Origin of the sequence: Aureimonas phyllosphaerae (assembly GCF_900113065.1) — a bacterium.
In the GTDB taxonomy this organism is placed as follows: Bacteria; Pseudomonadota; Alphaproteobacteria; order Rhizobiales; family Rhizobiaceae; genus Aureimonas; species Aureimonas phyllosphaerae.
Window position 1 is genome coordinate 102,789 of the sequence record NZ_FOOA01000012.1, and the last position, 26,369, is coordinate 129,157.

Sequence of the window (26,369 nt, forward strand, 5' to 3'; positions counted from 1 at the left end):
TCGGCGTCCGAATTTTGGACGCTGATACCTCCGCTGAAAGGCCAAACTTGGGCTCCGGCGCAATCTCGATGCAGGCTGAAGGGTAGAGCTTCCGATAGCCGCATGAGATTATTCGGATTTCCAGTGCATGCCGCTGCGAGAGCCATGGACAAGGTCGCCAACCTGGGTTCACCGAACGTGCGCATCGCTGTTGCAATCGGCGAGCGCGACCGCCGGCCAGTCCCATTAAGGCGGGTATCGCCTGGGAAAACTCGGACGTATGCCGCTTCGGAAGCTTCGAAACTCAACTTCCGCCGTGACCACTCGCGGGCTTCCCTCTTGTGCTGTTTCCCCGCAACGTTGAGGGAAATGAACGGGGAGGCGTCTTTGGAACAACTCAGGCCAACGGCGCCGTCCATACCGTCGACGCCCGTCTCCGGTCTCGCGCTCGCCGGGTCAGGCGAAGCCAACACAATCGCCGTGGATACCTCACATGCCGTTACGCGCGCATCCGCCTTGCAAGACATCCTTCCAACCAGACGCTCCCGCTCGGGAACGGCGAGCTCATCCACATCGGCACGCACCTCGATCGGCGGTCCCACGCCGTCCCGCGAAGACATACAGTGGCTCCGCCGTCTATTCCGCGACCGATGCTTTCGCGCCGACGGCTCGGCCCAAGCGCTTCGCGCACCCTGCGGGACACGAAGTCGTCGGCTTGCGAAAACGGTGCGCGACCGCCTCCTTCGGATGCCGAAGCACCGCCGCGCTCTTATCGAAGCCTTGCTGCTGACCGTGCCCCCGGAAAGCTATCCTGCCGTGGAAGAAGCCATCTACCGCTTGGTCGATGTGGGCCCGGACTGGGACATGCTGCAGGAACTGGCTGCCACTGCGCCTGAACCCTGTCGGTCGAGGGCCAACGGCCTTGTGGTTGCCGAGCAGATTTCGCTGTTTCTCTGCTAGGACTATCCGAAGGGGTTCCAACCTCGCTGCCTCCGAAACCTCAGTTCCTCTTCCGCTCCCTCTGGCTCGTCTTCTGGATCATTGTCGAGGTCGTGCGCCGGCGGCGGCTTCAAGCGACGCTTGGTGATGAACGGTTGGGGTTTGTCCGGTTCGGGTTCGTCAGGTCCGGGGTCGTACAGACTTTCCAGCGTGGCGACGAGCATATCGTTCTCCGTGGTATCGAATGCCACAAGCCGCCGTTGCGTCAAGGGAAGAACCCGTTCCCCTCGGAGTGCTTCTTTGACTTCGTCTAACGTGTCGAAAGTCAGCCAAGCCCCGGAAACCATCGGGTCCAGCAACCGCGAAACGAAGGTCGGTAGATCCCAAGCGTTTCCAAACGGCGAACCCAGCGTGTCCACGCTTTGGAACCGGGGGGGTTCACCCAAGCCCCAGACGTCCTGGAAGACGTCTTCCGCAGAGACGACGGAGGCAAACCGGAAGCGGTCATACTTCTCAGGTGAACTTGCCGGATAGAACAGGTAGAAGCCCATCCCCGTCCCGCGCAGGCCAGTGAGCTGGCGACCGCCGCGCACGCCGATCTTGCCACCGTGGTCCGGCCTCCACTTCGCTTGAAGCAAGCACACCCTATAAACAGGTCTCCCTTCAATCCTCAATCCGACGACGATGGCGAGATCACTGTCGAGCTCGTCTCTCGACGTCTGCATGTTAACCGTGAGGAAGTGCAGAAACATGCCGGGAGGAAGATCGGTCGGCGACATGTTAATCGAATCGAGCAACTCCGCAGCCTCCTTGCCGATCCTGGCAACAAGCGCGTCCGTGAACGTAGGCTCCTTCTTGCCGCCAGCCCATTCCAATTCAGAGGCGAACCCCAACTGTACAGCCGAATGAACGATTCCAGCCGCCGGGTTACCCCAAAGGGAGGGATCGGCAGCCTGCCATTGAGCATAAGCATAAAGATGGTGTTGCTCGAGCTCGACCTGCTCATTCGGATCGATGTCCCAGAGTCCGACCCTACTCAACCACAGCGTTCTGCGGGTATCGTCGAACTCGTATGGAGGAGGACCGGCTCGCTTCAATTCCCTGACCCAAGCACGAAGCGGGGTTTGCGTTGCTGGATCTGCCATGCCCTTCACGAGTCGACGGTAAGCGGCCGCCAAGAAATGTGCCCGCGGGCCTGTCATTACTTTTGGAAGGCGTCCCGCATGCCCGGAGCGATCCATCGCTTGCAGGACATTTTTCGAGCGAGCGCGAAACAAACGCCCAAGATTCTCGTCGACCAACCACGGGCACATGCGAAGTCCCTCGAGTTTGCGCAGCCGCTGAAAGAATCGCTTCGTCCATGGGAGTGTACCACCGCATAGCGAGCAACCTGCCTTCGACACTTGTCGCCGCGAGTAGCTAGAGTTTCTAATTCCGGTGAGGAATTGAGTACCTCAACGTCCGACGAACCGATCCATTAGGTCAGGACCTCCCATCTGACCGCCTTTCAGCAGCAGCAGCATGCCGTCGCGATCGGGTCGGTCGGAGCGCGCTCGGGAGATCGAGACGCCCTTGTCAGCGCGGCCAACGAAACCAAGACCCCAAAAGCCAAGCGCTTGGACGAGATGGCTTGAGGTGTCGCCGCCGGCGGCAAACACGCGACGAACCGGACACTGGGCTAGGATCGCACAGACGAGCTTAGCTCCTTCCGGAGCGAGCGAGGCCTCGGCTGTATCGGGTGTTGAACCATCCAGTGACATCGTGTGAAGGAGAAGATTGTCGCCAACCTGCAGGATCTTCATCGCCTCCGCCAAAAGGTCCTCCCGATAGGCACTGCTGACGCCTAGAGCGATCGGATCGATCTGGAGCCGTCGGTAGCGTCGCGATGCAAGGACTTGCGCACGGGTAGTCGGCGACAGGGATCCAGCTAAGGCCAGCACCTGCGAAACCTCCAGATCGTCGGTTGCCGCGCGTGTCGGTGATTGGCGGGTTTGAAAGAAGGCTTCGGCGATTCCGCTCGCCCCCATTGCCAGAACGGAGCCTTTTTCCGACAGCAGTCTCAAAGCTGTGCCCGCCACGGACACATGCTCCTGCGTCAATGCATCCAAGAGGACCGCTTCGTCCCTCGACGAGGTGAGTCGATCTAGTAGATGCGGTGCGTCATCCATAAGCGGGTAGTGAATCCCCTCGACCGTTTCGAGACCAAGCGTCGCGAAATGCCGTCGCAGGTCCGCCTCGCCCATGGGCGTCGCGGGGTGTCGGCTCATCGTCGGATGCCGATCAAGCCGATGGGTCTCTTCGCCCGCGACGGCGAAGAGGTTGGAGAAAGCGCAATAACGGCCGAGCGAGGGCTGGCCGCCCAAGATCACGGCGGTCGGTTGGTCGACGAAAGGGCGAAGGGTCTCGAGAGCGATCGCGAGATTCCCTACCTCCAGCGCGCTGTCGAAGGTCGAGCAGCATTTGTAATGGACCAAGCGGACGCCGAGCGCGCGAAAAAAACGGCCGGCCGGCTCCACCGCCGCGCGCAGTTCGCCCGACCCCATCGATCGCGTGGCGCTGGCGATGCCGACCGCATCGAGCGGCCCCGCCGCGCGTAGACAAGCCGCATCGGGAACTCCGAGGAACAGGAAGGCGCGGTGTCCCCTTTCGCTGATCGTCGCGAGCGTATCCGTCGCACCCGTGAAGTCGTCACCGAACCAGCCGTAGCGTGGCGCGTCCATCAGCGCGCGCCGAAAAAGTCGAGCGCCTGCGTCAGAACCCGATCGGTACGGGCCGCCTCGCAGAGATCGATTCCGTTCTCGGCCGCAGCCCAAGCAGCCCGGATGCTGGCAACTCCCTCCGCCGGCCCGCCCGGATGGGCCATGATGCCGCCACCCGCCATGAACAGGAGGTCGCTGGTTCCGGCTGCCGCATAGGTCGGCGCCACCGTGCCGGCCCACTGCCCGGAGGAGAAGGCAGGCAGGACACGGTCGTCGTCCCCGGCCAGGGGCGTCAGACAGGCGCGAGCGCTGTCGATGACCTCGTCATCCTCCTGCGCGAACTTTCCCGAAAGACCGTGGACATGCATGTGGTCGACGCCGGCAAGCCGCCAGAGCGTTTGGTAGGCGCGAAAGCCGATCCCTAGCGCCTTGTGCCGCGAAAAGGCGCCGTAGCCGTTGCGATGGCCGTGGAGCACGAGGTCGGTGTGCCGGCGCAGCGTTTCCACCGCGGAGAAGCCGCACCAGTTGAGGCTGACCATCGCGCAGGTGCCGCCCTCTCGGGCGATCAGGTCGGCATGCCGGCGCATGGCGTCGGTTTCGTCGGTGATGTTGAAGGCGACCATCACGGACTTGCCCGTGCGGTCCTCGTGCGCCCTGACCGCCCGCATCACGGCGGGAATGCGCTCGGCGAGCGGCGCGTGGTCGGGATCGGCGGAGATTTCGTCGTCCTTGATGAAGTCGAGCCCGGCGGCGCACAGGCGTGCCGCGAGTTCGCCGGTCTCGGCTGCGGACAGGCCGACATTGGGCTTGATGATCGAGCCGATCATCGCCCCATTGGCGACGCCTGTCAGCCGCCGCGTACCCACGACACCGTGGCGCGGCATGGGAAAGCGACGGCGGTAGGCGGCGGGAACCCGGACATCCTCTAGGCGCAGCCCGGTCGTCTCGCCGAGGTCGAAGAGGTTGCCGGAGACGGTTGCGGCCAGCGTCGAAAGGTTCGCCCCGACATTGGCCACGGGAAACCGGATCACCACCCGGCCCCGACGCGAGGCGCGGGTCTCGCCGCGCCGGCGCAGCCAGGCGCTCGGCGCGGAGGGGTGCGCCACCTCGCCGATGTCCGCGACCGAGACGACGATCGCCCGGGCGCGTTCGCGCAGGGCATCGGTCTCGCCCTCGACGCGGGCGAAGGTGCCGCAGGACTGCTCGCCCGCCATGATCTCCGCCACCGTCTCCAGCGGCAGCGGCGTCTCGACGAGATAGGTCGCCTCGAAGGTCTCGGCGCTCACGGCCTTCAGACCTTCGCCAGATCGGGGAACGGACGCACCGGATCCCGGCCGTTCCAGTTCTCGGACGCCGCGCGGATCATGTCGAACATCCGCCCCTTCGGCCCCGCCACCTCCGACAGCTCGATCACCGTGCCAGGATGGAACTCGGTGTCGAAGTAGACGAAGCGGCCGCGCTCGCCGACCTCGCCGCTCATCACGGGCTCGAACCCTTCCGCGATCAGGCGCGCGAGATCGGCGTCGTAGTCCTGCGTCCAGTACGCGACGTGCTGGAGGCCGCGATGACCCGCCTGGCGGAAGTCGCGATACATGGACGGGGCGTCGTTGCGGGTCTGGATGAGTTCGATCTGCAGGGGACCGGAATTGGCCAGGGCCACCGAGTTGTGCGGCGTGTGGCTTGTCCCGCGATACTGGTAGTTCTCGATCGGTACCCGCTCCTTGTAGAAGAACGGCCCGACGCCGAGCACCCGCGACCAGTGGTCCATGGCCGCTTCGATGTCGTCGACGACATAGCCGGCCTGTTTGATCTCACCGAAGAATCGGCTCATGGAACGCCTTTCGCTGGGGATGGCTGGCGGGCAGCGCCCGCCTTGAAGGAAGGGAATGGGCGGTCAGGGCGGACCGCCCGGCCGGTCAGGCGAGCGTGCCGACGGCGCTTTCGAGGTGGCCCCACGCTTCCTCGCCGAACTTTTCCTTCCACTCGCCGTAGAAACCGGCCTCGCGCAGCTTGGCGCGGAAGCTTTCGGTATCGGCCTCGTTGAACGTCAGGCCCTTGCCCGAGAGGTCCGCCTCGACGGAAGCGTTCAGCGCCTTGATGTCCGCGCGCTGCTGGAGGCCCGCCTCGTTGATGGCGCGCGAGACGATCTCCTTCACGTCGTCGGGCATGTCCGACCACTGCCGGCCGTTGGCGATGAACCAGTAGCCGTCCCAGATGTGGTTGGTGCGCGCGCAGGAGGACTGCACCTCGTAGAGCTTGGCGACCTGGATGATCGGCAGCGGGTTTTCCTGCGCGTCAACGACCTTGGTCTGGAGCGCCGTGTAGACCTCGGAGAACTGAAGGCTGGCCGGCGCGGCGCCGAGCCCCGAGAACATGGAAATGCTGATCGGCGAGACCGGCACGCGGATCTTGAGGCCCGAAAGCGAGGCCGCGGACGTGATGGGCTCGCCGCTCGTGGTCATCTGGCGGAAGCCGTTGTCCCACATCGTTTCCAGCGCATGGAGTCGCGAGCCCTCGATGGCCTTGCGCACGTGAGCGCCGACCGGCCCGTCCATCGCCGCCCAGACCTGGTCGTAGTCGGAAAAGGCGAAACCGACGGCATTGATCGCCGCGACCGGCACCAGGGTCGCGATCACGAGCGCCGACGGCGTGAAGAAGGTCAGCGCGCCGTTGCGGACCTGGGACAGCATGTCCGTGTCGCCGCCGAGCTGGTTCGCCGGGAAGATCTGCATCTCGACGCGGCCGTCGCTCTCCTTGGCGATGCGGTCGGCGGCTTCCTTGGCGCGGATGTTGAGCGGGTGGCTGAGCGGCAGGTTGTTGCCGTAGCGCAGCGTGATCTCGGCGGCATGGGCATAGCGCGGGATCGAGAAGAGCGTGGCGGCGGCCGGAACGGCGGCGAGGCCCTGCAGCAGCGTGCGTCGGGTGAGCGTCATGTCGGTTTTCCTCCCCAGGGATCGATTTGGGCTTCCCTCCATGCAAAATCGATCATACCAATGATTGGGTCAAATCATGATTTTGATGTGAAATGATGTAATTAGATGAGCGTGATCGAAGACGGATCCGTGCGGCGGCGCGCCACCATCACCGACGTGGCCCGGCTCGCCGACGTCTCCACCGCGACGGTGGATCGGGTGCTGAACGGACGCGCCGGCGTCAAGGCGCTCACGACCCGCCGCGTCATGCAGGCGGCGGCCGAGCTCGGCTACGTCGACGAGAGCGACGAGCGCGCGCGCGACGTGGTGCCCAAGGGGCAGATCGTGTTCCTTCTGCCGGAGGGCACCAACCGCTACCTCACGCAGCTCGGCCGGCAGATCACCGAGATGGCGCCCCAGTTCGACCGCCTGTCGCTGCGCCCGACGGTGGAGCACATCCGCTCCTTCAACCCCGAGCTTCTCGCCAAGGCGCTCCAGAAGCACGCCAAGTCCGCCGCCGGCATCGCCTTCATGGGCATCGAGCACCCCGTCGTGCGCGAGGCCGTGACGCGCATCGGCGCGGCCGGCGTGCCCGTTGTCACCCTCATTTCCGATGTCGCGAGCCCCGGTCGAACCGCCTATCTCGGCCTCGACAACCGCGCGGCCGGGCGGATGGCGGCCTATCTCCTCGCCCGCTTCATCACACGGCGCCCCGCCAAGGTCGCGATGATCGCCGGCAGCCTCGGCTACCGTGCCCATGGCGAGCGCGAGATGGGCTTCCTCGACCTCCTGCAGGAGGAGCATCCGGGCATCGAGGTGGTCGGCCTGCGCGAGGGGCAGGACGACGAGGCGTTGAACCATCGGCAGATGCGCATGCTCCTGTCGCAGCATCCCGATCTCGCCGGCATCTATAATATCGGCGGCGGCGCGTCCGGCGTCGGGCGGGCGTTGAAGGACGCGCGACGCGAGCGCGACATCGTCTTCGTCGGCCACGGGCTGACGCCCGACACGCGGGAATACCTGGTGGATGGCACGATGGACGCGGTGATCACCCAAAGCGCCGAGGACACGGTGCGCCGTTGCGCGGCGATCTTCGCCGACATGCGCGCCGGCCGGCCGGCCGAGGCGGCGGGCGCGACCATGCGAATTGAGGTCGTGTTCCGCGAGAACCTGCCTTGAGGGGGGGCAGGGGCGGAGGAGGACCGCCCCGGCGCCGACGAAAATTCAAGCGGCCGAGGGGCCGCATCGACCCATCGGGAGGAGGCCGCGATGTCGCTGGCGCACACGGACGAGACGACCTACGGGGCCCTGGCCGAGGAGATGCTGGAGGTGCGCTCCGGCTCGCCGCTGATGCGGCCCGTGGAAGCGGTCGCCGCGCTTCTGCTCGTCGGCATCATCGGGCTTCTTCTGATGGGCGTCGTGTCGCGCTACGTCTTCTCCATTCCCGTGGTCTGGATCGACGAGGCGGCCTCGATCGCGTTCCTGTGGCTGGCCATGCTGGGCTCCGCGATCGCCATCGACCGGGCCGAGCATCTGCGGCTGACGATCTTTCTCAACATGCTGCCCGAGCGGCTCCGGGGGCTCGCTTCGACGCTCGGCCTGCTGCTCGTCGCAACCTTTCTCGCGGCCCTTCTGGAGCCGGCCATCGAATACGTGGTGGAGGAATCCTATCTCACCTCGGCGGCGCTCAACATCCCGATGGGTTGGCGCGTCGCCGCTCTCCCCGTCGGCATCGGCCTCATGCTGCTTCTTGTTCTGCGCGACGCGTTCCGCTCGGGGACGCCGATGAATGTCGCGGGTTGCCTCGCTGCGATCGGCCTCGTTCTCGCAGCACTCTGGGTCTTTTCCCCCGGCCTCGCATCGTTCGGCTACGGCAACATCCTGGTTTTCCTTGTCGGCTTCGTCGCCGTGTTCCTGGCGCTCGGCGTGCCCATCGCCTTCTGCTTCGGCCTCGGCGCGCTCGCCTTCCTCACCTTCACGACGTCCATTCCGACCATGGTGATGATCGGGCGGATGGACGAGGGCATGTCCGCACTGATCCTGATCTCGGTGCCGATCTTCGTGCTGCTCGGCTGCATCCTCGATGCCACCGGCATGGGCCGCGCGATCGTCGAGTTCCTGGCGTCGCTTCTCGGCCATGTGAAGGCCGGCATGAGTTACGTCCTTCTCGGCTCGTTGTTCCTGGTGTCCGGTATTTCAGGCTCCAAGGTGTCCGACATGGCGACGGTGGCGCCCGCCCTGTTTCCGGAAATGAAGCGGCGCGGCCATAAGCCCAAGGAGATGATCGCGCTGCTCGCCACCGGCGCTGCGATGGCCGACACGGTGCCCCCTTCGATCGTGCTGATCGTGCTCGGATCGGTCGCCGGCGTTTCGATCGCCGGGCTATTCACCTCCGGTTTCGTGATCGCCATGGTACTGCTTGCGGTGCTCGCAATTCTTGCCCGCTGGAAGGCGCGCGGCGAGGCGATGGAGGGCATCCGCCGCGCGCCGATGAGAACGGTCGGCAAGGCCGCCCTCGTTGCGGCGCCGGCGCTCGTCCTGCCCTTCCTGATCCGCTCGGCCGTCGGGAGCGGCGTGGCGACCGCCACGGAAGTCTCGACCATTGCCGTCCTCTACGCGCTGGTGATCGGGGCCGTCCTCTACGGCGGCATCCGTCCCCGGAAAATGTACGCCATGCTGGTCGAGACCGCCGCTTTGTCGGGCGCCATCCTCCTGATCCTCGGCACCGCCTCGGCCATGGCCTGGACCCTGACGCAGACCGGGTTTGCGTTCCACATGGCTGCGCTCGTCACCGATCTCCCCGGCGGCTGGCTCACCTACATGCTGGTCACGATCGCGGTGTTCATGGCGCTTGGATGCGTGCTGGAAGGGCTACCCGCGCTCGTGCTCATGGCTCCGATCATGTTTCCCATCGCCAAGAACCTCGGCATCCACGACATCCACTATTCGATGGTCGTGGTGACGGCCATGAACATCGGCCTCATGGCCCCGCCGATCGGGGTCGGCTTCTATATCGCCTGCAAGATCGGCAGCGTGTCGCCCGACGAGGCGATGGGCGCGATCTGGCCTTACATTGCGGCCCTCTTCGTCGGCCTACTCCTTATCGCCGTGGTGCCTGCGTTCTCGATTGGATACCTTTGAGAGCCGCAAGCTGACAGCCGGCTTTCGGATTTGTCCGGCGGAAAGCCGTCGCTCCGCTTAAGACCCGGCCAGACCGTCGATCGGCGAGACAGCAGACGTGGAACAACGATTCAATCGCGGCGCAGCTTTGATGGCCCGCAGCGTCCAAAGGCAGCCGACTGCTTTGTCTTCCAAAGCTCCCGCATTCTTCGCACAGCGATAGACACAAACCAATGCCAGTCATATGATGACGTGCGGGCCTCTGTTATAGCTCGCTCATGGAGGCCGCCGCATTGTGGCGGAAGCGCATTTGGCTCGAGCACGCGTCGCAACCCAGTCCCGCCCCCTGCGGGAGATCGTCACCGAAGTTTTGCGTCAGCAGATCGAGGACGGCGATTATGCGCCGGGTGATCAACTGCCCACCGAACCGGTCCTCGTGTCCCGCTTCGGCTACAGCCGGACGGTGATCCGGGAAGCGATCGCGGCGCTTCGTGCCGACGGCCTGGTCGACTCGCGGCACGGCGTCGGCGTCTTCGTGATCGGCCCAAAGCGGCCGAGCGCGGAGTTGGAGCTCTTCCGACAGGCGACCGACAAGATCTCGGACATCATCGAGGAACTGGAACTGCGCATCGGGGTCGAGGTCGAAGCCGCCGGCCTTGCGGCTATGCGCTCGTCTCCCGCGCAGGAGGCGGAGATACTGTCGCTCATCGACGAGTTTCGCGAACGGGTGGAACGCGGCGAGCCGACCGACGAGGCCGACTTCGCGTTCCACATGGCCATTGCCAAGGCGACGAACAACACGCGCTTCCAGACCTTTCTGGAGCACATCGGCAAGCGGATCATCCCGCGCGTGAAGTTCCGGACGGTGATGGGCGGCGTTGACCCCCTTCCCAATCGCGACCGCATCATCCTGAAGGAACACGAGGCGGTCGGTGACGCGATCTCGGGTCGCGACCCCGAGGGCGCCAGGGAGGCGATGCGTCATCACCTCCAGGGCGGTATCAAGCGCTACCGCGCGCTGACCCGGACCCGTCCTTCCGAAAAGATAGATTGACCCCGACGCTTTGTCATCATACGACTACCCCATCGAGTCGTATGATGTGAGCTGCAATGTCTCCCGATGACCTCAAGGTCGCCCTGTCCTCCGGCCTCCTGTCCTTCCCCGTCACCCACTTCGACGCCGATGGGGCACTCAGCCTCGACACCTATCGGCGCCACGTCGAATGGCTTTCGGGTTTCGAGGCCAGCGTGCTGTTCGCCGCCGGAGGAACAGGCGAGTTCTTCTCGCTGTCGCCCGAGGAGGTCGGCAACGTCACGCGCGCGGCCAAGGACGCCTCCGGGGCGGTGCCAATCGTCACGGGCTGCGGCTACGGCACGGAGCTGGCCAAGGACGTCGCCCGGCGCGCCGCGGCGGCGGGCGCGGACGGCCTTCTTCTCCTTCCGCACTACCTGATCGGCGCGCCGCAGGAAGGACTCTTCCGCCACATCAAGGCGGTGTGCCAGGCGACGGACCTCGGCGTTGTCGTCTACAACCGTTCCAACTCCGTCGTGAACGCCGACACGCTGGCGCGCCTTGCCGACGCCTGCCCGAACCTCATCGGCTTCAAGGACGGCACGGGCCAGATTTCGCTGGTGCGTGAGATCTCCGCCAAGCTCGGCGACCGGCTCTGCTACATCGGCGGCATGCCGACGCACGAGCTCTTCGCGGAAGCCTTCAACGCGGCGGGCGTGACGACCTATTCCTCGGCCGTGTTCAACTTCGTGCCGGCGCTCGCCGTGCGCTTCTTCAAGGCGATGCGCGCGGGCGACCGCGCCACGATGGAAGCGATCCTGAAGGACTTCTTCTACCCCTTCGCCGCCATCCGCGACCGCCAGACTGGCTATGCCGTCTCGATCATCAAGGCGGGCGCGGCCATCGTCGGCCAAGCGCCCGGTCCGGTGCGCCCACCGCTGACCGACCTCACCGACGAGGAGCGCGGCATGCTGGCCGCCCTGATCGAGCGGAATGCCTGAACCTGAGCGGCCGCGCGGGAGGCGCTGGCCGTCCTGAACCTGACGACACGAACGGGAGGATCATCATGAGGACAACCACGATCGCCGGGATGGCCCTTGCGGCCCTTGCCGGCACGGTCGCCCAGCCCGCCCTCGCGCAAGGGGCGGCCGGCGAGATCACCATCGTCCTGCCGGAGCAGCCGAGCAACCTTGAGCCCTGCGGCTCGATCCTGACCGATGTCGGGCAGGTGCTCAGCCAGAACATCACCGAGACCTTGACGGTGGTGGATCCGGCCGACGGCTCGGTCGATCCCAAGCTTGCGGCGTCCTGGGAACAGGTCGAACCGCTGACCTGGCGCTTCAAACTGCGCGAGGGCGTCAAGTTCCAGGACGGCGAGACCTTCGACGCCGAGGCGGTCAAGTTCTCGATCGACCGCATGACGTCCAAAGCCTTCACCTGCAACAACCTCGCCAAGTTCGGCAACGACACGATCACCGTTGAGGTTGTCGATCCCACCACCGTCGACGTGAAGTCCACGCAGCCGCAGCCGATCCTGCCGACGCTTATCAGCGTGGCGATGATCGTCTCGCCCAAGACTCCGGCCACGCAGGCGACAAACGCGCCGGTCGGCACCGGACCCTATGGGCTGAAGGAGGCGAGCCCCGAGCGCATCGTCCTCGAGCGCTCCGACAGCTATTGGGGCGAGGCGCCGACGGTGACGAAGGCCACCTATGTCTGGCGCGGCGAGTCCTCGCTGCGGATCGCGATGATCCAGACGGGCGAGGCCGACCTGACGCCGACGATCGCGCTCCAGGACGCAACCGACCCCGCCCGTGACGTCTCCTACCTCAACTCGGAGACGACGGCGGTCCGCATCGACATGGACTATCCCCCGCTCGACGACGCGCGCGTGCGCAAGGCGCTCAACATGGCGATCGACTGGGACGGGATGGCAGGCCTCTTCGGCGACGAGGCGTTGCGCGCCTCGCAGATGGTGCCGCCCGGCATCAACGGACACGACAAGGACCTGAAGCCCTGGGCCTTCGATCCCGACGGGGCGGCCAAGCTTCTGAAGGAAGCCCGCGCTGCCGGCGTGCCGGTCGACACCGAGATCAACCTCGTCGGGCGCAATGGCATCTATCCCAACGGCACCGAGGCCATGGAAGCCATGATGGCCATGTGGAACGATGCCGGCTTCAACGTGAAGCTGACCATGCTCGACGTGGCTGACTGGACCCGCTACCTCCAGAAGCCGTTTCCGGCCGAGCGCGGCCCGACGCTTCTCCAGATCCAGCACGACAACAACAAGGGCGACGCCGCCTTCACCGTGCCGCTGCTCTACCGTTCGTCGGGCAGCTACTCAACGCTGAACGACCCGGCGATGGACGCCGAGATCGACACGGCGCTCTCGGCGACCGGCGACGAGCGCGGACAGAAGTTCCGCGCGGTCTTTGGCAAGGTCCACGACGATATCGCCGCCGACGTGCCGATGTTCCACATGATCGGCTACACCGCCGTCGGCCCTCGCATCGACTGGCGTCCGAGCCTCGCCACCAACAGCGAGATCCCGCTCGCGCAGATCCGCTTCAAATAGCTGTAGGTCCCGTGCCGGGGGGCGGCTTTCCGCCCTCCGGTCGACCGTCGCATTTTCAGGACGGACACATCCCATGCTCGGCTTCATCGTCAAGCGCGCCTTCAACAGCGCGGTCTCCATCCTCGGTCTCCTGGTCCTCGTCTTCGTGCTGACGCGCCTGACGGGCGATCCCGCGGCCCTGTTCCTGCCGCTCGACTCCTCGCTGGAGGCGCGCCAGGAATTCAACCGCCTGAACGGCTTCGACCAACCCGTGGTCTCCCAGTTCTTCGCCTATCTCGGCGATCTCCTCCGCCTCGATTTCGGCATGTCGCTCCGGCAGAACCGTCCGGCGATGGAGGTCGCGCTGGAGGCGTTCCCGCGTACGCTTCAACTCGCGTTCTTCGCCATCCTCCTGTCCTTCTCGCTGGCGCTCGTGGTGGGCGCGCTCGCGGCGGCCCGGCCCGGCGGCTGGTTCGATCGCCTGTCGAGCTTCGTCTCGCTGGCAGGCGCCAGCGCCCCGGACTTCTGGGTGGCGATCGTCGGCGTCCTCGTCTTCTCGGTCGGCCTCGGCCTTCTGCCGACGTCGGGCACCGGGGGCCTCGCCTACTGGATCCTGCCGGTGGCCGTCCTGACGCTGCGCCCCTTCGGCCTCCTGGTCCAGGTGGTGCGCGGCACGATGATCGGCGTGCTCGCCCAGCCGCACGTCAAGACCGCCAAGGCCAAGGGCCTTTCCCCCCGTTCGATCCTGCTGCGCCACGGCCTGCGCAACTCGATGCTGCCGGTCGTCACCGTGGCGGGCGATCTGGCCGCCAGCCTCGTCAACGGGGCGGTGGTGGTGGAGACGATCTTCGGCTGGCCCGGCATCGGCAAGCTGATGATCGATTCCATCGTCCAGCGCGACTTCGCCGTGGTCCAGAGCACGATCCTCGTCACCGCCTGCGCGATCTTCCTCCTGAACATCCTGATCGACCTCCTTTACGCCGCGCTCGACCCGCGCATCCGGTACTGACCCCATGAGCGAGATCACCACCACACTCGATCGGCCGGCGTCCCGCACGGCGCGGCTCGGCACCTGGGCCGCATGGCTGCGGCGAGACAAGCTGGCCTTCGCCGCCGTCCTGTTCCTTCTCGTGCTGGCGGTGGCCGCCGTGCTGTCGCCGTTCCTTCTCGACGCGGCAGCCACGCGCCCGGGCCTTCGCCAGCGCAACCTCGCGCCCTTCACGCTCGATGCCGGCTGGCTCTACGTGCTCGGCGCCGACACACTCGGCCGGCCGATGCTCGCGCGCCTTCTCGTCGGTGCCGGCACGACGCTCGGCATCGCGGCGGCAGCGGTCCTCGGCTCGATGGTCCTGGGCGGCTGCCTCGGGCTCGTGGCGGGCTATTCGCGGCGCTGGTTCGCTCAAGGCATCATGCGCGTCGCCGACGTCATCATGAGCTTCCCGTCGCTGCTCCTCGCGCTGATCGTCCTCTATCTCCTCGGCCCGAGCGTCACCAACCTCATCATCGTCCTCGCCGTCACGCGGGTGCCGATCTACCTGCGCACCACGCGCGCGGAGGTGCTGGAGCTGCGTGAGCGCATGTTCGTGCAGGCGGCGCGCTCGATGGGCGCCGGCCACGGGCGCATCCTGTTCCGCCACATCGCGCCGCTTACCATCCCGACGCTCGTCACCATCGGCGCGATCGACTTCGCCGCCGTGATCCTGGCGGAGTCGGCGCTGAGCTTCCTCGGCCTCGGCATCCAGCCGCCGGCCTTCACCTGGGGCGCGATGGTGGCCACCGGGCGCGGCTACCTGCAGACCGCGTGGTGGATCGCCTTCTGGCCGGGCCTCCTGATCATGCTGACGACGCTGTCGCTCAACATCGTCGCGAGCTGGGCGCGCGTCGCCTCCGACCCCCACCAGCGTTGGCGGCTCCAGTCGCTGAGGAGAGCGCCGAAATGACCGCGATCGACCCTCCTGTTCTCGAGATCCGCGACCTGACCGTCGACTTCCTGTCGGACGAAGCGCCGGTGCGCGCGGTGGACGGCGTCAGCCTCCGGGTGCGGCGCGGCGAGACCCTGTGCATCCTCGGCGAGAGCGGCTCGGGCAAGAGCGTCAGCTCCTCCACCGTGCTCGACATCCTCGACACGCCGCCGGCCGAGATCGTCTCGGGGCAGATCCTGTTCGAGGGCCGGGACCTCGCCGCGATGACGCCCGAGGAGCGGCGGCAGATCAACGGCCGCAAGATCGCGATGATCTTCCAGGACCCCCTCGCCCATCTGAACCCGGTCTATACCGTCGGCGCCCAGATCTGCGAGGTGTTCCGCGCCCATCGCGTCTGCGACGGGGCCGAGGCACGGCGGCGCGGCATCGAGCTTTTCGGCCGGGTCGGCATCCCGGACCCCGAGGCGCGCTTCGACCGCTATCCGCACGAGTTCTCGGGTGGGCAGCGCCAGCGCATCATGATCGCGATGGCGATCGCCCTCGGCCCTTCCCTCCTGATCGCCGACGAGCCGACCACCGCGCTCGACGTTTCCGTCCAGGCGCAGATCCTCGAACTTCTGACCGATCTCCAGCGCGAGTTCGGCATGGCGCTGGTGATGATCACCCACGATCTCGAAGTCGCCGCCTCGATGGCCGATCGCGTCATCGTCATGCGGCGCGGGCGCATCGTCGAGGAGGGCGAGGCGCGTGCCGTCTTTACGCGGCCCGGCGACGACTACACGCGCCGGCTGATGGCCGCGATCCCCTCGCACGACGGCGAGGGCGGCCGTCGCTCCAGGGCGCCGGCCGCGGAGACGCTTCTCGACGTCCAAGGGCTCACGAAGGTCTATCAGGTCACCAGCGGGCTCTTCGCCGCGCCGCGAAGCGTGGCGGCGGTGGAGGACGTGTCGTTCCGAGTCGGGCGCGGCGAGACGCTCGGCATCGTCGGCGAGTCTGGATCGGGCAAGTCCAGCGTCGCCAAGATGCTGCTCCGGCTCGTCGACCCGACCGCCGGCCGGGCCCTGTTCCGCGGCGCGGACATCTATGACCTGGAGGGGGCGGAGCTCTTGGCGCTGCGCCGCAAGGTGCAGATGGTCTTTCAGGACCCCTACGGCTCGATGAACCCGCGCATGACCGTCGAGGCGATCATTTCGGAGCCCTGGCGCATTCACGGCGACATCCTGCCGAAGGCGCAGTGGCGCGCCCGCGTGCGAGAGCTCCTCGACCTCGTCGGCCTGAACCCGGACTGGGCGGGCCGTCACCCGCATCAGTTTTCCGGCGGACAGCGCCAGCGCATCGCGATCGCCCGCGCGCTCGCCTGCGATCCCGAACTCATCGTCTGCGACGAAGCCGTCTCCGCGCTCGACGTGTCGGTCCAGATGCAGGTGATCGACCTCCTGGCCGACCTTCGCGACCGCCTGGGCCTCGCCTACGTCTTCATCACCCACGACCTGCCGGTGGTCCGGAACTTCGCCGACCGCATCATCGTCATGCGCGGCGGCAAGGTCGTTGAGGAGGCGGATACCGAAACCTTGTTCGCGAATCCCCGCCACGAGTACACTCGGACGCTTCTGTCATCTTCGCCCAGGCCAAAATGGGAAACGGCAATAGCTGCTTTCGACGGCTATTGAGCCAGCCATCAACCGTGTTTCACATTGGAACCGCTGAAGACTGCTCTTGGCTCGTAAGACAGCGGCTCGAATGAAGTGGCCCAAGCTAGCTGCGCGGCTCGGACGCTAATCGGCAGTGGGGATCGGTTAACGTGCATGATGCTGGCGCTGCTTTTACATGAGGTTCGTCAGCTTCGGGTTCAGACCATCCCGATGCGGACTGTCGCCTCTTCACCCAGCTTTGCCGCCGCAGGACGGCGTGACAGGGCCGGAAGCGAAACGTCGACTGCTGTGCACCTCAAGCGAGAAAGCTGACATTCAACTGTTCGCGTCAGGCAAGCACGCTTATGCAGGGGATGGTGCGGGAAGCCGGTGGAACCAGGCGAGCAGCGAATGGGAACGAGACAACATGGCATTGGGCGTTGACCACGCGGTTGAGAACCCGAACTCGCTGGCTGTCCCGTATCGAGCCTGCCATTGAACGCGCCGGAACAGCGCGCCGAGCACGAGACCCTCGACGCGCTGGGTTGGAGCGCATTCTTTGCGGACCAACTCGGGCCGAACGATGCGGATCTCGAGCCGGTGCGCATCTCTCGGGTTCATCGCTCTCGGCTGACCGCCCTGTCGACGCGCGGGGTCGTCGAGCCGGTGCTTGGGCCAAACATCGAGACCAGTCAGTTCGCCGTCGGCGACTTTGTCCTCCTCGATCCCGTGACGGCGCATCTCTATCGGCGCCTCGAACGCCGGTCAGTGATCGAGCGTCGCGCGTCGGGCGGCAGCGCCCCCCAGCTGGGCGGGGCCAACATCGACACGCTCTTTATCGTCACATCGTGCAACCTCGACTTCAATCCGGCCCGCTTGGAGAGGTATCTGGCATGGTCCAATCAGGCAGGGATCGAACCCATGATCGTCCTGACCAAAGCCGATCTGGCCGACGACCTCTCGTTCTACGAGGACGGGGCCCGTGCCCTGCAACGAGGCCTCGACGTCGTGGCGATCCATCCCAATGCGGCGCAGACCGTCGCCTCGCTCGCGCGCTGGTGCGGACACGGGCAGACGATCGCGCTGGTCGGCTCGTCAGGTGCCGGCAAATCGACGCTCGTGAACACGCTGGTCGGCGCGACCGAGGAGCCGCCACAGGAAACGGGGGCCATCCGGGAGCAGGACGCCAAGGGGCGTCACACGACGACAGCCCGCTCGCTCCACCCCATCCTGGGTGGCGGCTGGGTGATCGATACGCCCGGCATCCGCAGCCTGCAGGTCAGCGACCTCGCCGACGGGTTGGACGTTCTGTTCGCCGAGATCACGGAACTCGCGGCCCGTTGCCGCTTTCGCGACTGTATCCACGCGCATGAGCCCGGCTGCGCGGTGCGGGCGGCCGTGACGGAGGGCAGCATCGATCCTCAGCGCCTGGAGCGCTGGCGTCTTCTCCAGAACGAGACTGTGCAGAACGACCGGACGAAGCCTCGAGGTGCAGGCGGTCAGGCCGGCAGAGGCCGCGGCAAGCAGCGCTGAGAACCCTCCCGAGACTGCCCGTTGCGCGGGCTTTCACGGGGGAAGGTTCGTGCGAGCGTCATCATCGCGCCCGCACGAGCGGCCCCGGCCTCAGAACGCGACGAGTTTCCGCCGGGCGGGGTCCCACAAGGCCAATCCGATGCACTGGAGGCTCTCGCGGATCGTCAAGCGCGACAGCGTTCCGAGCGCCGGCTCGTCGTCGAGGCACGACTGCAGGCGGTAATTGGGGATCCGCGGGTTCAGATGGTGGATGTGGTGGAGCCCGATATTGCCGGTGAACCACTGCAGGACCTTCGGCATCACGTAGTAGGAGCTGCCGCTGAGCGCCGCGCGCTGCAGGGTCCACTCATCCGACGGTTCCCAATGCGTGTCCTCGAACTGGTGCTGCACGAAGAAGAGCCAGCCGCCGACCCAGGATGCGAGAAGGGCCGTTGGTAGCACCGCCAGAGCGACTGCGGCAACGCCGAACGCAGCGACCAGACCGCCGTAGACGAGCAAGAGAGCAAGGTTCAGCCCCATGATGCTGCGCCAGGCATCCTGAACGGGGAGCGCCTGCCCGAAGGGCGAGCGCTGCAACAGGATGAAATAGAGCGGGGGGCCGAGCACGTGGAGAAACAAGGGGTGACGATAGATGCGGTAGCGCAACTTCGCACCGCGCGGCAGCGCCGCGTATTCGTCGACCGTCAAGGTGTCGACATCGCCGATCCCGCGCCGCCCGAGATCGCCCGCCGTCGTATGATGTACGGCGTGCGAGCGGCTCCAGTAGCCGAAGGGCGTCAGGGTGAAGACGCTGAGGAGGCGCCCGACGAGACGGTTGGTGTTCCTGGATGCGAAGAACGAGTTGTGGCCGCAGTCGTGCTGAACGCCGAACAAGCGGACGAGAAATCCACCGGCGGGAAGAAACAGCGCGAGAAGCGCGTAGGCGCCCGATGCCGCTCCATACAGCATCAGTCCCGCCGCTAGAAAGAACAGACCGAGCGTCGTACTGAGCTGGATCCAGGCCATACGGTCGTCGGCATCGCGGTAGCGAAGGCAGTGACGCGACAAGCGGCGGATCTCGGCCTCGTCGAGGCTCAAGGGCGAGCGCTGGACGCTGCGTCCAGGCGCGACATGCGGAAATGACAATCGATCGATCCAAAGGTGAGACCCTGAAGGCGACCGGGTCGGCGTCCTCGTCGCATGGCGACGGGACGCAGGCAATCAACGAGATCGCGAGCCATGTCGCGTCGCCGAGCCCAAACAGGAGGGAACGGCCGTGACCGAAGGGGCGAGGCCCTTTGAAGTTGCACCCTGGGATGGCGGTCTGTAGAGCGACACGCATGCACACTGTCACTTATGCAATCGGGGACATTCACGGTCGCCTCGATCTCCTCGAAGATCTCCTCGGCAAGGTCGAGGGCGACGCGGAGGCCCGTGGCGTACGTGCCAGGATCGTCTTCACCGGCGATTACGTCGATCGCGGAGCGGATTCTCGCGGGGTCATCGAGCGCCTGATGGCAGGTCCGAAGCGTTCGCAGGACGAATTCGTCTGCTTGCGCGGCAATCACGACGATCTGTTCGTCCGAGCCATCACACTGGGCGAAGGGTTGCCGGACTGGGCATGGCTTCTCTACTGGCACACGGTCGTCAGCTATGGGCTCGATCGTCAGTCGGCCCGCGATTCGGATCCAACGCTCAATCGCCATGCGGAATTTCTCGCGGGCCTTCCCCTGACGCACGACGACGGCACGCATCTTTTCGTGCATGCGGGGATCAGGCCGGGGGTCGCGCTCGACCTGCAGGCCGAACAGGATCTCCTCTGGATTCGGCATGAATTTCTCGACTACGACGGACCGCTGCCGCGCCGGGTGGTGCATGGGCACACGATCATCGGCGATCTGCCCATTGTAACTGCGAACCGCATCTCCATCGACACCGGCGCCTTTCAATCGGGCATTCTGACGGCTGCGGTCATCGATGGTCCGGAGATCAGCTTCCTTCAGGCAGTCGGCGAGCCGGACCGCAGTGCCGTCGTGCGGGAGTTTGAGCTGCGGGCCATCGTGCATGGCCGGGTGGCGTCACCGATCGCGCTGCAGGCACAGTGCGATTACCTCGAAGGCCGCATCGGTCTGGCGGACCTCCAACAGCTCAGCGACGTTTGAAGCGGAAGTGGCCGACTGGGGCCTCAAGATCGTATCAGGGTGTGATTTCTCCTCCAACGTCGCTCGGGTGAGTTCTTGCTGGGGCGTAACTCAGGCTGATCTGCGGGCGTATGCCAGTAGATCGACGTTTGCGGGCCGATAGCTGACAGGCAGCTTTCGGACAGACGAGGATGATAGCTGCCATTCCGTTCACAGACCGGACCTCAGCAAATCGCAAGGCTGCCCGACAGTCCGCTGAAGTATGCCTTTCGAGGACCGGGTCGCACCCGGTCTTGTAAGCGCGCTTTGACCGAGTGAAAAGGACCGAACACAAAGAGACGATCCAAAACGGATCAAGCTATGTTCGGGCGCGCCTACCTTCGGGTTTCCGCCTAGCAGCAGGACGAATCACGAGCTCGAGGGGCGCTCGACGGCTTCGCGGCCGAGCGGGGATTGCGCATCGCGGCCCGCTACATTGAGAACGAGAGCGGCGCGAAGCTCGATCGACCTAAGCTGTTCGGTCTCCTCGCCGACTGCGAGCCCGGCGACGTCCTCCTTGTCGAACAGGTCGACCGCTTGTCCCGCCTCACCTCTCCCGACTGGATGAAACTGCGGGCCGAGATCGACGCCAAGCAGGTCCGCATCGTAGCGCTTGATCTGCCGACGTCGTGGAACCTCGCTGCGCCGTAGGACGAGTTCACAAGACGGATGTTTTCGGCGGTGAACAACATAATGCTCGACGTCCTCGCGGCCGTCGCGCGCAAGGACTATGAGGATCGCCGCCGGCGCCAGTCGAAAGGTACTGCCCGGGCGAACGCTGCTGGGCTCTACAATGGCCGCCCCGCGGACTCGTCGCGTAATGCGGCTATCGCGGCTATGCGCCAAGATGGGCGGACCTGGAACCAGGTCGTGAGCGCAACCGGATGCAGTCGGGCCCTTCTCGCGAAGCTTACACGGTAACAGTGCGCTCAAGGTGCTTCGCAAACCGCAGATTAGGAAGCGTCAGCCTGCCTTGTTCTCAGAGCTTATCAGCGTCTCGGTGCTGAGGGCGAGCTGCCGTGCGTACGTCCTAGATGCATCCAGAACGCTGGACTGGCTTACGCCGAAAATGAAAAACATGGCGTGGATGAGTGAGAAAATAGCCAGGAAGACGAGCTTTCCATCACTCAAGCTGGCAAACCCGGGCTCAAGCCAAACGATAGCGGCAGCCAACGCGAATACAAGTATATTTAGGAGTATGCCAATGGGTTTCAGCCCGAGAAGATTGCGTCTAAAGCCATAGCTGACGTTCTCGTGGAACAGTAGCTTGAAACGCTCCGTATCGCGTGTGTTCTCCCGCAGCCAGAAGAAACACTCATCATAGAAATCGCGTGCAGCTTTCGGGTTCTGCCTTTCGTCGTCTTCCGATAGCGGCGCTTGGTTTATTTTACGGGCGATGAAGGTGCGGTAGCGGTCACGCATGCCTTTCACGAGCGTGGAATTGTCATGGCAAAGCTCGGTGTTGTATGGCTTGCCGCCCGTCTCAGCGAAAAGCTGACGCTCTCGTCGTCTACCCATGCGGCGCGCCAAATCCGCCGCCGCGAAGAAAAGAACTGCGATCCCGACCGTAGAGACGATTTCAGAAAGGCCGGGGTCAGTCCAGTTCGTGGCGAGCAGCGCAAGAGCCACTGCAGGGGCAATCGTCAGGATCGCGGGGAAAAGACGGGCTCGAATCGAGTAGGCGTCAAGGAATTCCATTAGCTCCCTCTTCCGTTCCCATGATGCAATGGAAATCCGTTGGCGTGACGATCAGGAGGATGGCGGGAGGAGCCCTTTCATCCGCCAACTGTCGCGCTGTATCGCGATCAAGGTTTGAAGGTCCAACGTCCACGAGATGGCTATGCCATGTGCCGACATCGAGCAGGCCGCCGCCACTGCGTTGATGTCTGTCTCGAATAGCGGCTTGGGCCCCCTCGGTTCCTAGAACGAACTTCGCCGCGCTTCTCGTGCTGTCGGGGGGGGCGGGTAAGGTATCGACGATAGTGATCGTCCTCATGCGAGCACTGCAGCTCCCGATGAGAAGGCCGCCAGTCTCCACATCCGTGTAGGCTGCGGCTTCGGCTCGAATGCGGTCGACCACTTCAACCGTCACCCGAACTCTCCATTCTGCCCCCGTGACCGGTATCTCAATCAAGGGCGGAACGGCCAAGCGCCGCCAGGTGAGGTTTGACGTCGTGCGATCCCGAACGCAAATCGCGACGTGCCCCCCACCCTCACGCTCTTCCCATCGATCCAGAATTTCCTCTGTCGCGATCGCTGTCATTGATGACAAACGAGCATCCGACATAGGCATAGTCAAAGATCCACAACCTTGACCAATCTGAACCTGCGCAAGGCCATGCTCTTCGTCGAACAGCAAAGCACTCTCATGAGGTGCTGCGGCTCCTGTAAGCACGGCCATTAGATCGACCAGGTTCGGGTTTCGCCCCTGCCCTTCGTAAAGGACGAAGCACCCCTCACCACGTCCAAACAGTGCGACTTCAGAAACTCGCGGGGGGAAGCGCTCAATGGACGTAAGGCTGAGTGCCTCACGTACGAGAAGAGATGCGGTGGAATTGATCACCGTCTCAGCATGGCGCGGCGCAACTTCCTTCCAAATGCTGTCGTCCGCGAGACCAACAAGAACATCGCCACGATGGACTGAAGGCGACTGACCAAGGTTTCGGAGGTTCTCGGCTATTACGTCAGCCTTCGGCTGTGGGAGCGGTCCTGCAACGGGTCCATATCGAGCCATGTTGTGCGGTAGAAGGTTGCTCTTGTCGGTCACAGCCGAGACCGGAATTCCGGCCCTCGCGAGGTGCAGCGCAATCTTCGATCCCACACTGCCGCAACCGATCAGGGCGGTCGCAGCCCGCTCGCGCTCGTTGGCCACTTCCCTGAGAAGAGCGGGCGACGTCTTCTCCAAGACTCGTATCGGCGCAGAATGAAGGCCATTCTCCCCGTCGAACAAGGTCGAGCGCCCAACTTTGGGGCGGACTTCGATGGCATATGGCAGGAGTTCGATGGGTGTCCGCCGATCCATCAAATCAAACGGCCGACGGGCGCAGAAGACGATTCCGATTGGGATGGGATAGTCGCAGCTCTGGTCCGCCAACATTCGCTCGAGACCATCAACGAACGATCGAAACTGGCTTCGAAACCCAAATTGGTCCGCTCGAGCTGTTAAATCGGCAATGGAAGTGATTGTTTCCGGGAGGAACTGGGAAGCCACGAGGGACCGACCATCAGGCTGTCGGCCGCTCCAGAAAATGCCGACGACTGTTGTACCATATGACCGTTCAGAAGACGGCGACCACAACTGAACAGGTCGCTTCTTCGTCGCCGCAAAAAGCGCAGTCGGCTCATTCTCAACATCAAAAAAGACTTCCACGTCAGGGCCGAGAACGGCATCCTGCCGACCAAATCGATGGAACCCAGCCTTCAAGGCGGTCCACCCGGCGTCCTTACCAACACGTTGCCGGACATAATCCGTCTCCGCAATAAGGGCGCCGCTAGCCTGGTAGCGAATGGTGGGCTCCCACCCTTGAGCCTCATTCATCAAGGTGCCTTCGGCGGCACGAGCGAGCCAAACGGCTAACTGATCAAATAGATAGACGATCCCCAACTCGAGCATGCCGAACTGGTTGAAGTATTCTCCCGCAGCTCCGTCGACGAGACAGGGTGCAGGCTCATCGTCTGCAGATCCAGGATACAGGTGCGGAAGATTCCTAGGGAAATCTCGCCGGAAGCGGAACGTCGGTTCTCGCCAAGGATAGGCGTTCGTCAGAACGACCCAAACCCGTTCGACTTTGAACACCCCATTCGAACTGACGCCACGCGCCCGTTCGATAAGCGTCATCTCGACATCGACGTCGACGTACAAACGTGCGCTCAGAGCACTGATTTCTTCAATACCCGCAGCAAGACACTGAGGGTGACCGGTTACGACACGCTGGAAATGGTCAGCGTGCCGCTGCAGGTCCGCCGCAGACATTTCTCACCCATGTCCGCGTGCAGTCGTTGAAACCGCGCTAACCCCGGCCGCTGATGCGCCGACCGTGGCCGCGAGCTTCAAGGTGCGCTGCGTACCCCTGTGGCTGATCTTGAACTCCACAGGTCTGTCCTCCTTATCGCGCACCTCTTCCGTGCATAGAAAGCGATCCTTATCCTCGCCAACCATGGAAAGGTATTCGCGTTTGGCCCGCTCATGCGGCGGGTTCGCATCGTCCTTTTTGATGGGCTTGCAACTCGCCACGATGACGGAGCCCTCTCGGCCTTGCCCAAGCGCGTCTCGAGCCTCCGGGCAAACTTTGACTGCCTCACCGAGCTGAGACCAGCGGTCGAAGCTCAACGTCCGCCATGAACAATGATGCGGCGTTTCCATGATGTCGTACTGGAGCCAATCGGTCGTTCCATCGCCCGAATGGCGTTCCCAAAGTCGCTTCCAGATCGCAACGCCAGCATCGCCTCCGGAAAGGAAGAGGCACTTTTCCTTGTAGCCGTCAGCTGAGATGGAAAAACGCGTAATGACGGAGGAGTTGTTCTTCTCGATCTCGTTAAGGAGGGGATCGTCCTCGTCCTCGAAATAAATTGGGGCAAGGAGCCTTCCCTCTAGTTCACCCGACTGCACGCGGTTGACCTGCGTGATGAGCTCTTTGCATTCGATCAGGATATCGCCCAGATCGTCGGTTTTCCCGTCCTTATCTTTGCCGAGGATAAGGATGCGATCTCCATTCTCCGTCGCCAGTCCATCCTCGCGAAACCGTCGAACCCTCCGACGAGCCTCAGAAGCCCACGCCTTGGCTTCCTCGCAAAGCTTATGCTGCGTGCTAGCCCGACGAAACACGATCGGTGACGACCACATTTCACGGATGAGAATGAGGTTCTTGTTCCCGAGGGGAAAATCGTCGGGAGAGCCGAGATGAAAATGCGTACTCAAGCCGGTGACGTGGTCTGCATCAGGGTGGGAGACAAGAAACGCGTCGACATAGAGCCTGCCCTGCTCGTCACGAGGTAGGCGGTCCTTCAGATCCTTCGCGACGTCGTACGTGCTATCGTCCGGGTTGTCCGCTGCCGCCCGGATGTTGATATCGATTAGGACGTTCTGGCCGTTGTCGAGCTGAATCAACGCCATATCGCCGTTCCCGACGGGGAAGAAGGTGAGGTATGCCATTTCATGCCTCCAGCTTTCAGAAGCACATATATGGGGATCGCGGCCAACAGGCACAAGATGTGGGGGGTCTATGTGTAGGATTTTCGATATATGGATTGGCGCCGCGCAACATCTGAGCGGTCGACAAGCGGGATGCTCACCTTCTTCTTCCTGCCTGTAGATCGCCCAAGCGCCCGCGTTGGTGCTTGTCTAGGGGTAAGCTTCGCGCGTCGGATCGGCTCCGCCTCTCTAAGGGTCTGCTTCCAGGCGATAGAAACATGACTCGTAGCGTCTGAGATGGGCGCAGAGCGGAAGTTGAGCGCGCGGGGCGAACGGGCACGCGATCGCCCCGCGTGTTTTTTCTACTGCAGCATCTCCGCCGGCAGGGCGGAGCCGTGAAAGCGCTGGTAGATCTCGTTGAGCTTGCCGTTCTTGAGGTTGGCTGCGACCCATTCGTCGAGCTTGGCCTTCAGTTCGGGCTCGTTCTTGCGAAGTCCGATGGCGAGATCGAAGGTGCGGATCACGAACTTCGGCTCGTAGGCGAGGTCCGGGTTGCGCTGGCCGATCTGGTTCACAAGCGTCGCGGAGGTCGCCACCATCTTGGCTTGGCCGCTGACGGCCGCCGTCACCATCGTGGCGTCGTCGTCGTAGCGGGTGACGGTGAAACCCTTCTCCGAGGCGAGGCCCGTCAGTTCGGTGTCCTGCGTCGTGCCGCGGGTCACCGTGATCGCCTGGCCGCGAACGTCGTCCCAGCCGGCGATGGTCGACGCCTTCGGCG

At 64.3% G+C, this 26,369-nt stretch carries 21 protein-coding genes and 1 pseudogene; 12 read left to right on the forward strand and 10 right to left on the reverse strand.

All coding sequences use genetic code 11. The features are described from left to right. Positions 1 to 705: 705 nt before the first annotated feature. Positions 706 to 939: a hypothetical protein gene (locus tag BM175_RS14865; RefSeq protein WP_139224652.1), complete on the forward strand. Its 234-nt coding sequence runs from the start codon at positions 706 to 708 to the stop codon at positions 937 to 939. 2 nt (positions 940 to 941) lie between these two features. Here BM175_RS14865 and BM175_RS14870 read toward each other — a convergent pair whose 3' ends face one another. From BM175_RS14870 to BM175_RS14890, 5 genes are all read right to left on the reverse strand, one after another. Next, positions 942 to 2,231: a hypothetical protein gene (locus tag BM175_RS14870; protein ID WP_139224653.1), complete on the reverse strand. Its 1,290-nt coding sequence runs from the start codon at positions 2,229 to 2,231 to the stop codon at positions 942 to 944. A gap of 141 nt (positions 2,232 to 2,372) precedes the next feature. Next, complete coding sequence (locus BM175_RS14875; protein WP_090964361.1) at positions 2,373 to 3,638, reverse strand: four-carbon acid sugar kinase family protein; 1,266 nt, start codon at positions 3,636 to 3,638, stop codon at positions 2,373 to 2,375. Further along, positions 3,638 to 4,903: a ribulose-bisphosphate carboxylase large subunit family protein gene (locus BM175_RS14880; RefSeq protein WP_090964363.1), complete on the reverse strand. Its 1,266-nt coding sequence runs from the start codon at positions 4,901 to 4,903 to the stop codon at positions 3,638 to 3,640. The genes BM175_RS14875 and BM175_RS14880 overlap by 1 nt, the downstream gene beginning before the upstream one ends. Positions 4,904 to 4,908: 5 nt before the next feature. Continuing rightward, entirely contained in the window at positions 4,909 to 5,448 is a 540-nt protein-coding gene (locus BM175_RS14885) for a VOC family protein (protein WP_090964365.1), read from the reverse strand. A gap of 85 nt (positions 5,449 to 5,533) precedes the next feature. Further along, positions 5,534 to 6,550, reverse strand: a complete 1,017-nt coding sequence (locus BM175_RS14890; RefSeq protein ID WP_090964367.1) for a TRAP transporter substrate-binding protein — start codon at positions 6,548 to 6,550, stop codon at positions 5,534 to 5,536. A gap of 105 nt (positions 6,551 to 6,655) precedes the next feature. On the opposite strand from BM175_RS14890, the gene BM175_RS14895 reads away from it, so the two are divergent. The 9 genes from BM175_RS14895 (at position 6,656) to rsgA (ending at position 18,301) form a co-directional block, all read left to right on the forward strand. Then, a complete protein-coding gene (locus tag BM175_RS14895; protein ID WP_090964369.1) occupies positions 6,656 to 7,708 on the forward strand; it encodes a LacI family DNA-binding transcriptional regulator in 1,053 nt (350 codons plus the stop codon). Between the two features lie 141 nt (positions 7,709 to 7,849). After that, positions 7,850 to 9,670, forward strand: a complete 1,821-nt coding sequence (locus tag BM175_RS14900) for a TRAP transporter large permease subunit (protein ID WP_425285280.1) — start codon at positions 7,850 to 7,852, stop codon at positions 9,668 to 9,670. Between the two features lie 325 nt (positions 9,671 to 9,995). Next, complete coding sequence (locus BM175_RS14905) at positions 9,996 to 10,703, forward strand: FadR/GntR family transcriptional regulator (RefSeq protein ID WP_425285281.1); 708 nt, start codon at positions 9,996 to 9,998, stop codon at positions 10,701 to 10,703. A gap of 56 nt (positions 10,704 to 10,759) precedes the next feature. Continuing rightward, a complete protein-coding gene (gene kdgD, locus BM175_RS14910) occupies positions 10,760 to 11,662 on the forward strand; it encodes a 5-dehydro-4-deoxyglucarate dehydratase (protein WP_090964374.1) in 903 nt (300 codons plus the stop codon). 65 nt (positions 11,663 to 11,727) lie between these two features. Next, a complete protein-coding gene (locus BM175_RS14915; RefSeq protein WP_090964376.1) occupies positions 11,728 to 13,236 on the forward strand; it encodes an ABC transporter substrate-binding protein in 1,509 nt (502 codons plus the stop codon). Positions 13,237 to 13,309: 73 nt separating this feature from the next. Further along, the gene (locus BM175_RS14920) at positions 13,310 to 14,224 is read left to right on the forward strand and encodes an ABC transporter permease (RefSeq protein ID WP_090964378.1); all 915 of its coding nucleotides are present in this window, start codon (positions 13,310 to 13,312) and stop codon (positions 14,222 to 14,224) included. 4 nt (positions 14,225 to 14,228) lie between these two features. Beyond that, positions 14,229 to 15,155 (forward strand): ABC transporter permease, encoded by a 927-nt coding sequence (locus BM175_RS14925; protein ID WP_090964380.1) that lies wholly within the window; start codon positions 14,229 to 14,231, stop codon positions 15,153 to 15,155. Then, entirely contained in the window at positions 15,152 to 16,807 is a 1,656-nt protein-coding gene (locus BM175_RS14930; protein ID WP_090964382.1) for an ABC transporter ATP-binding protein, read from the forward strand. Before BM175_RS14925 ends, BM175_RS14930 begins: the two co-directional genes overlap by 4 nt. A gap of 456 nt (positions 16,808 to 17,263) precedes the next feature. Beyond that, positions 17,264 to 18,301 carry a ribosome small subunit-dependent GTPase A gene (gene rsgA / locus BM175_RS14935; protein ID WP_090964384.1) on the forward strand — a complete coding sequence of 346 codons (1,038 nt, stop codon included), beginning with the start codon at positions 17,264 to 17,266 and terminating at the stop codon, positions 18,299 to 18,301. 90 nt (positions 18,302 to 18,391) lie between these two features. Here rsgA and BM175_RS14940 read toward each other — a convergent pair whose 3' ends face one another. Beyond that, positions 18,392 to 19,426: a fatty acid desaturase gene (locus BM175_RS14940; RefSeq protein WP_090964386.1), complete on the reverse strand. Its 1,035-nt coding sequence runs from the start codon at positions 19,424 to 19,426 to the stop codon at positions 18,392 to 18,394. Positions 19,427 to 19,620: 194 nt separating this feature from the next. On the opposite strand from BM175_RS14940, the gene BM175_RS14945 reads away from it, so the two are divergent. Both BM175_RS14945 and BM175_RS14950 read left to right on the forward strand, forming a co-directional pair. After that, the gene (locus tag BM175_RS14945) at positions 19,621 to 20,442 is read left to right on the forward strand and encodes a metallophosphoesterase family protein (protein ID WP_210185798.1); all 822 of its coding nucleotides are present in this window, start codon (positions 19,621 to 19,623) and stop codon (positions 20,440 to 20,442) included. A gap of 339 nt (positions 20,443 to 20,781) precedes the next feature. Continuing rightward, positions 20,782 to 21,381 (forward strand): annotated as a pseudogene (locus BM175_RS14950) (recombinase family protein). 42 nt (positions 21,382 to 21,423) lie between these two features. Here the strand turns inward: BM175_RS14950 and BM175_RS14955 are convergent. From BM175_RS14955 to BM175_RS14970, 4 genes are all read right to left on the reverse strand, one after another. Beyond that, positions 21,424 to 22,158: a hypothetical protein gene (locus BM175_RS14955; RefSeq protein ID WP_090964390.1), complete on the reverse strand. Its 735-nt coding sequence runs from the start codon at positions 22,156 to 22,158 to the stop codon at positions 21,424 to 21,426. Beyond that, positions 22,145 to 24,433 (reverse strand): anti-phage 6A-MBL system cap2_3 protein, encoded by a 2,289-nt coding sequence (locus BM175_RS14960; protein WP_090964392.1) that lies wholly within the window; start codon positions 24,431 to 24,433, stop codon positions 22,145 to 22,147. The genes BM175_RS14955 and BM175_RS14960 overlap by 14 nt, the downstream gene beginning before the upstream one ends. Positions 24,434 to 24,436: 3 nt before the next feature. Then, the gene (locus tag BM175_RS14965) at positions 24,437 to 25,612 is read right to left on the reverse strand and encodes an anti-phage 6A-MBL system MBL-fold protein (protein ID WP_090964394.1); all 1,176 of its coding nucleotides are present in this window, start codon (positions 25,610 to 25,612) and stop codon (positions 24,437 to 24,439) included. A 341-nt stretch (positions 25,613 to 25,953) separates the two neighbouring features. After that, positions 25,954 to 26,369 (reverse strand): type 2 periplasmic-binding domain-containing protein (locus BM175_RS14970; RefSeq protein ID WP_139224654.1); only part of this gene is annotated, 416 nt, incomplete at its 5' end.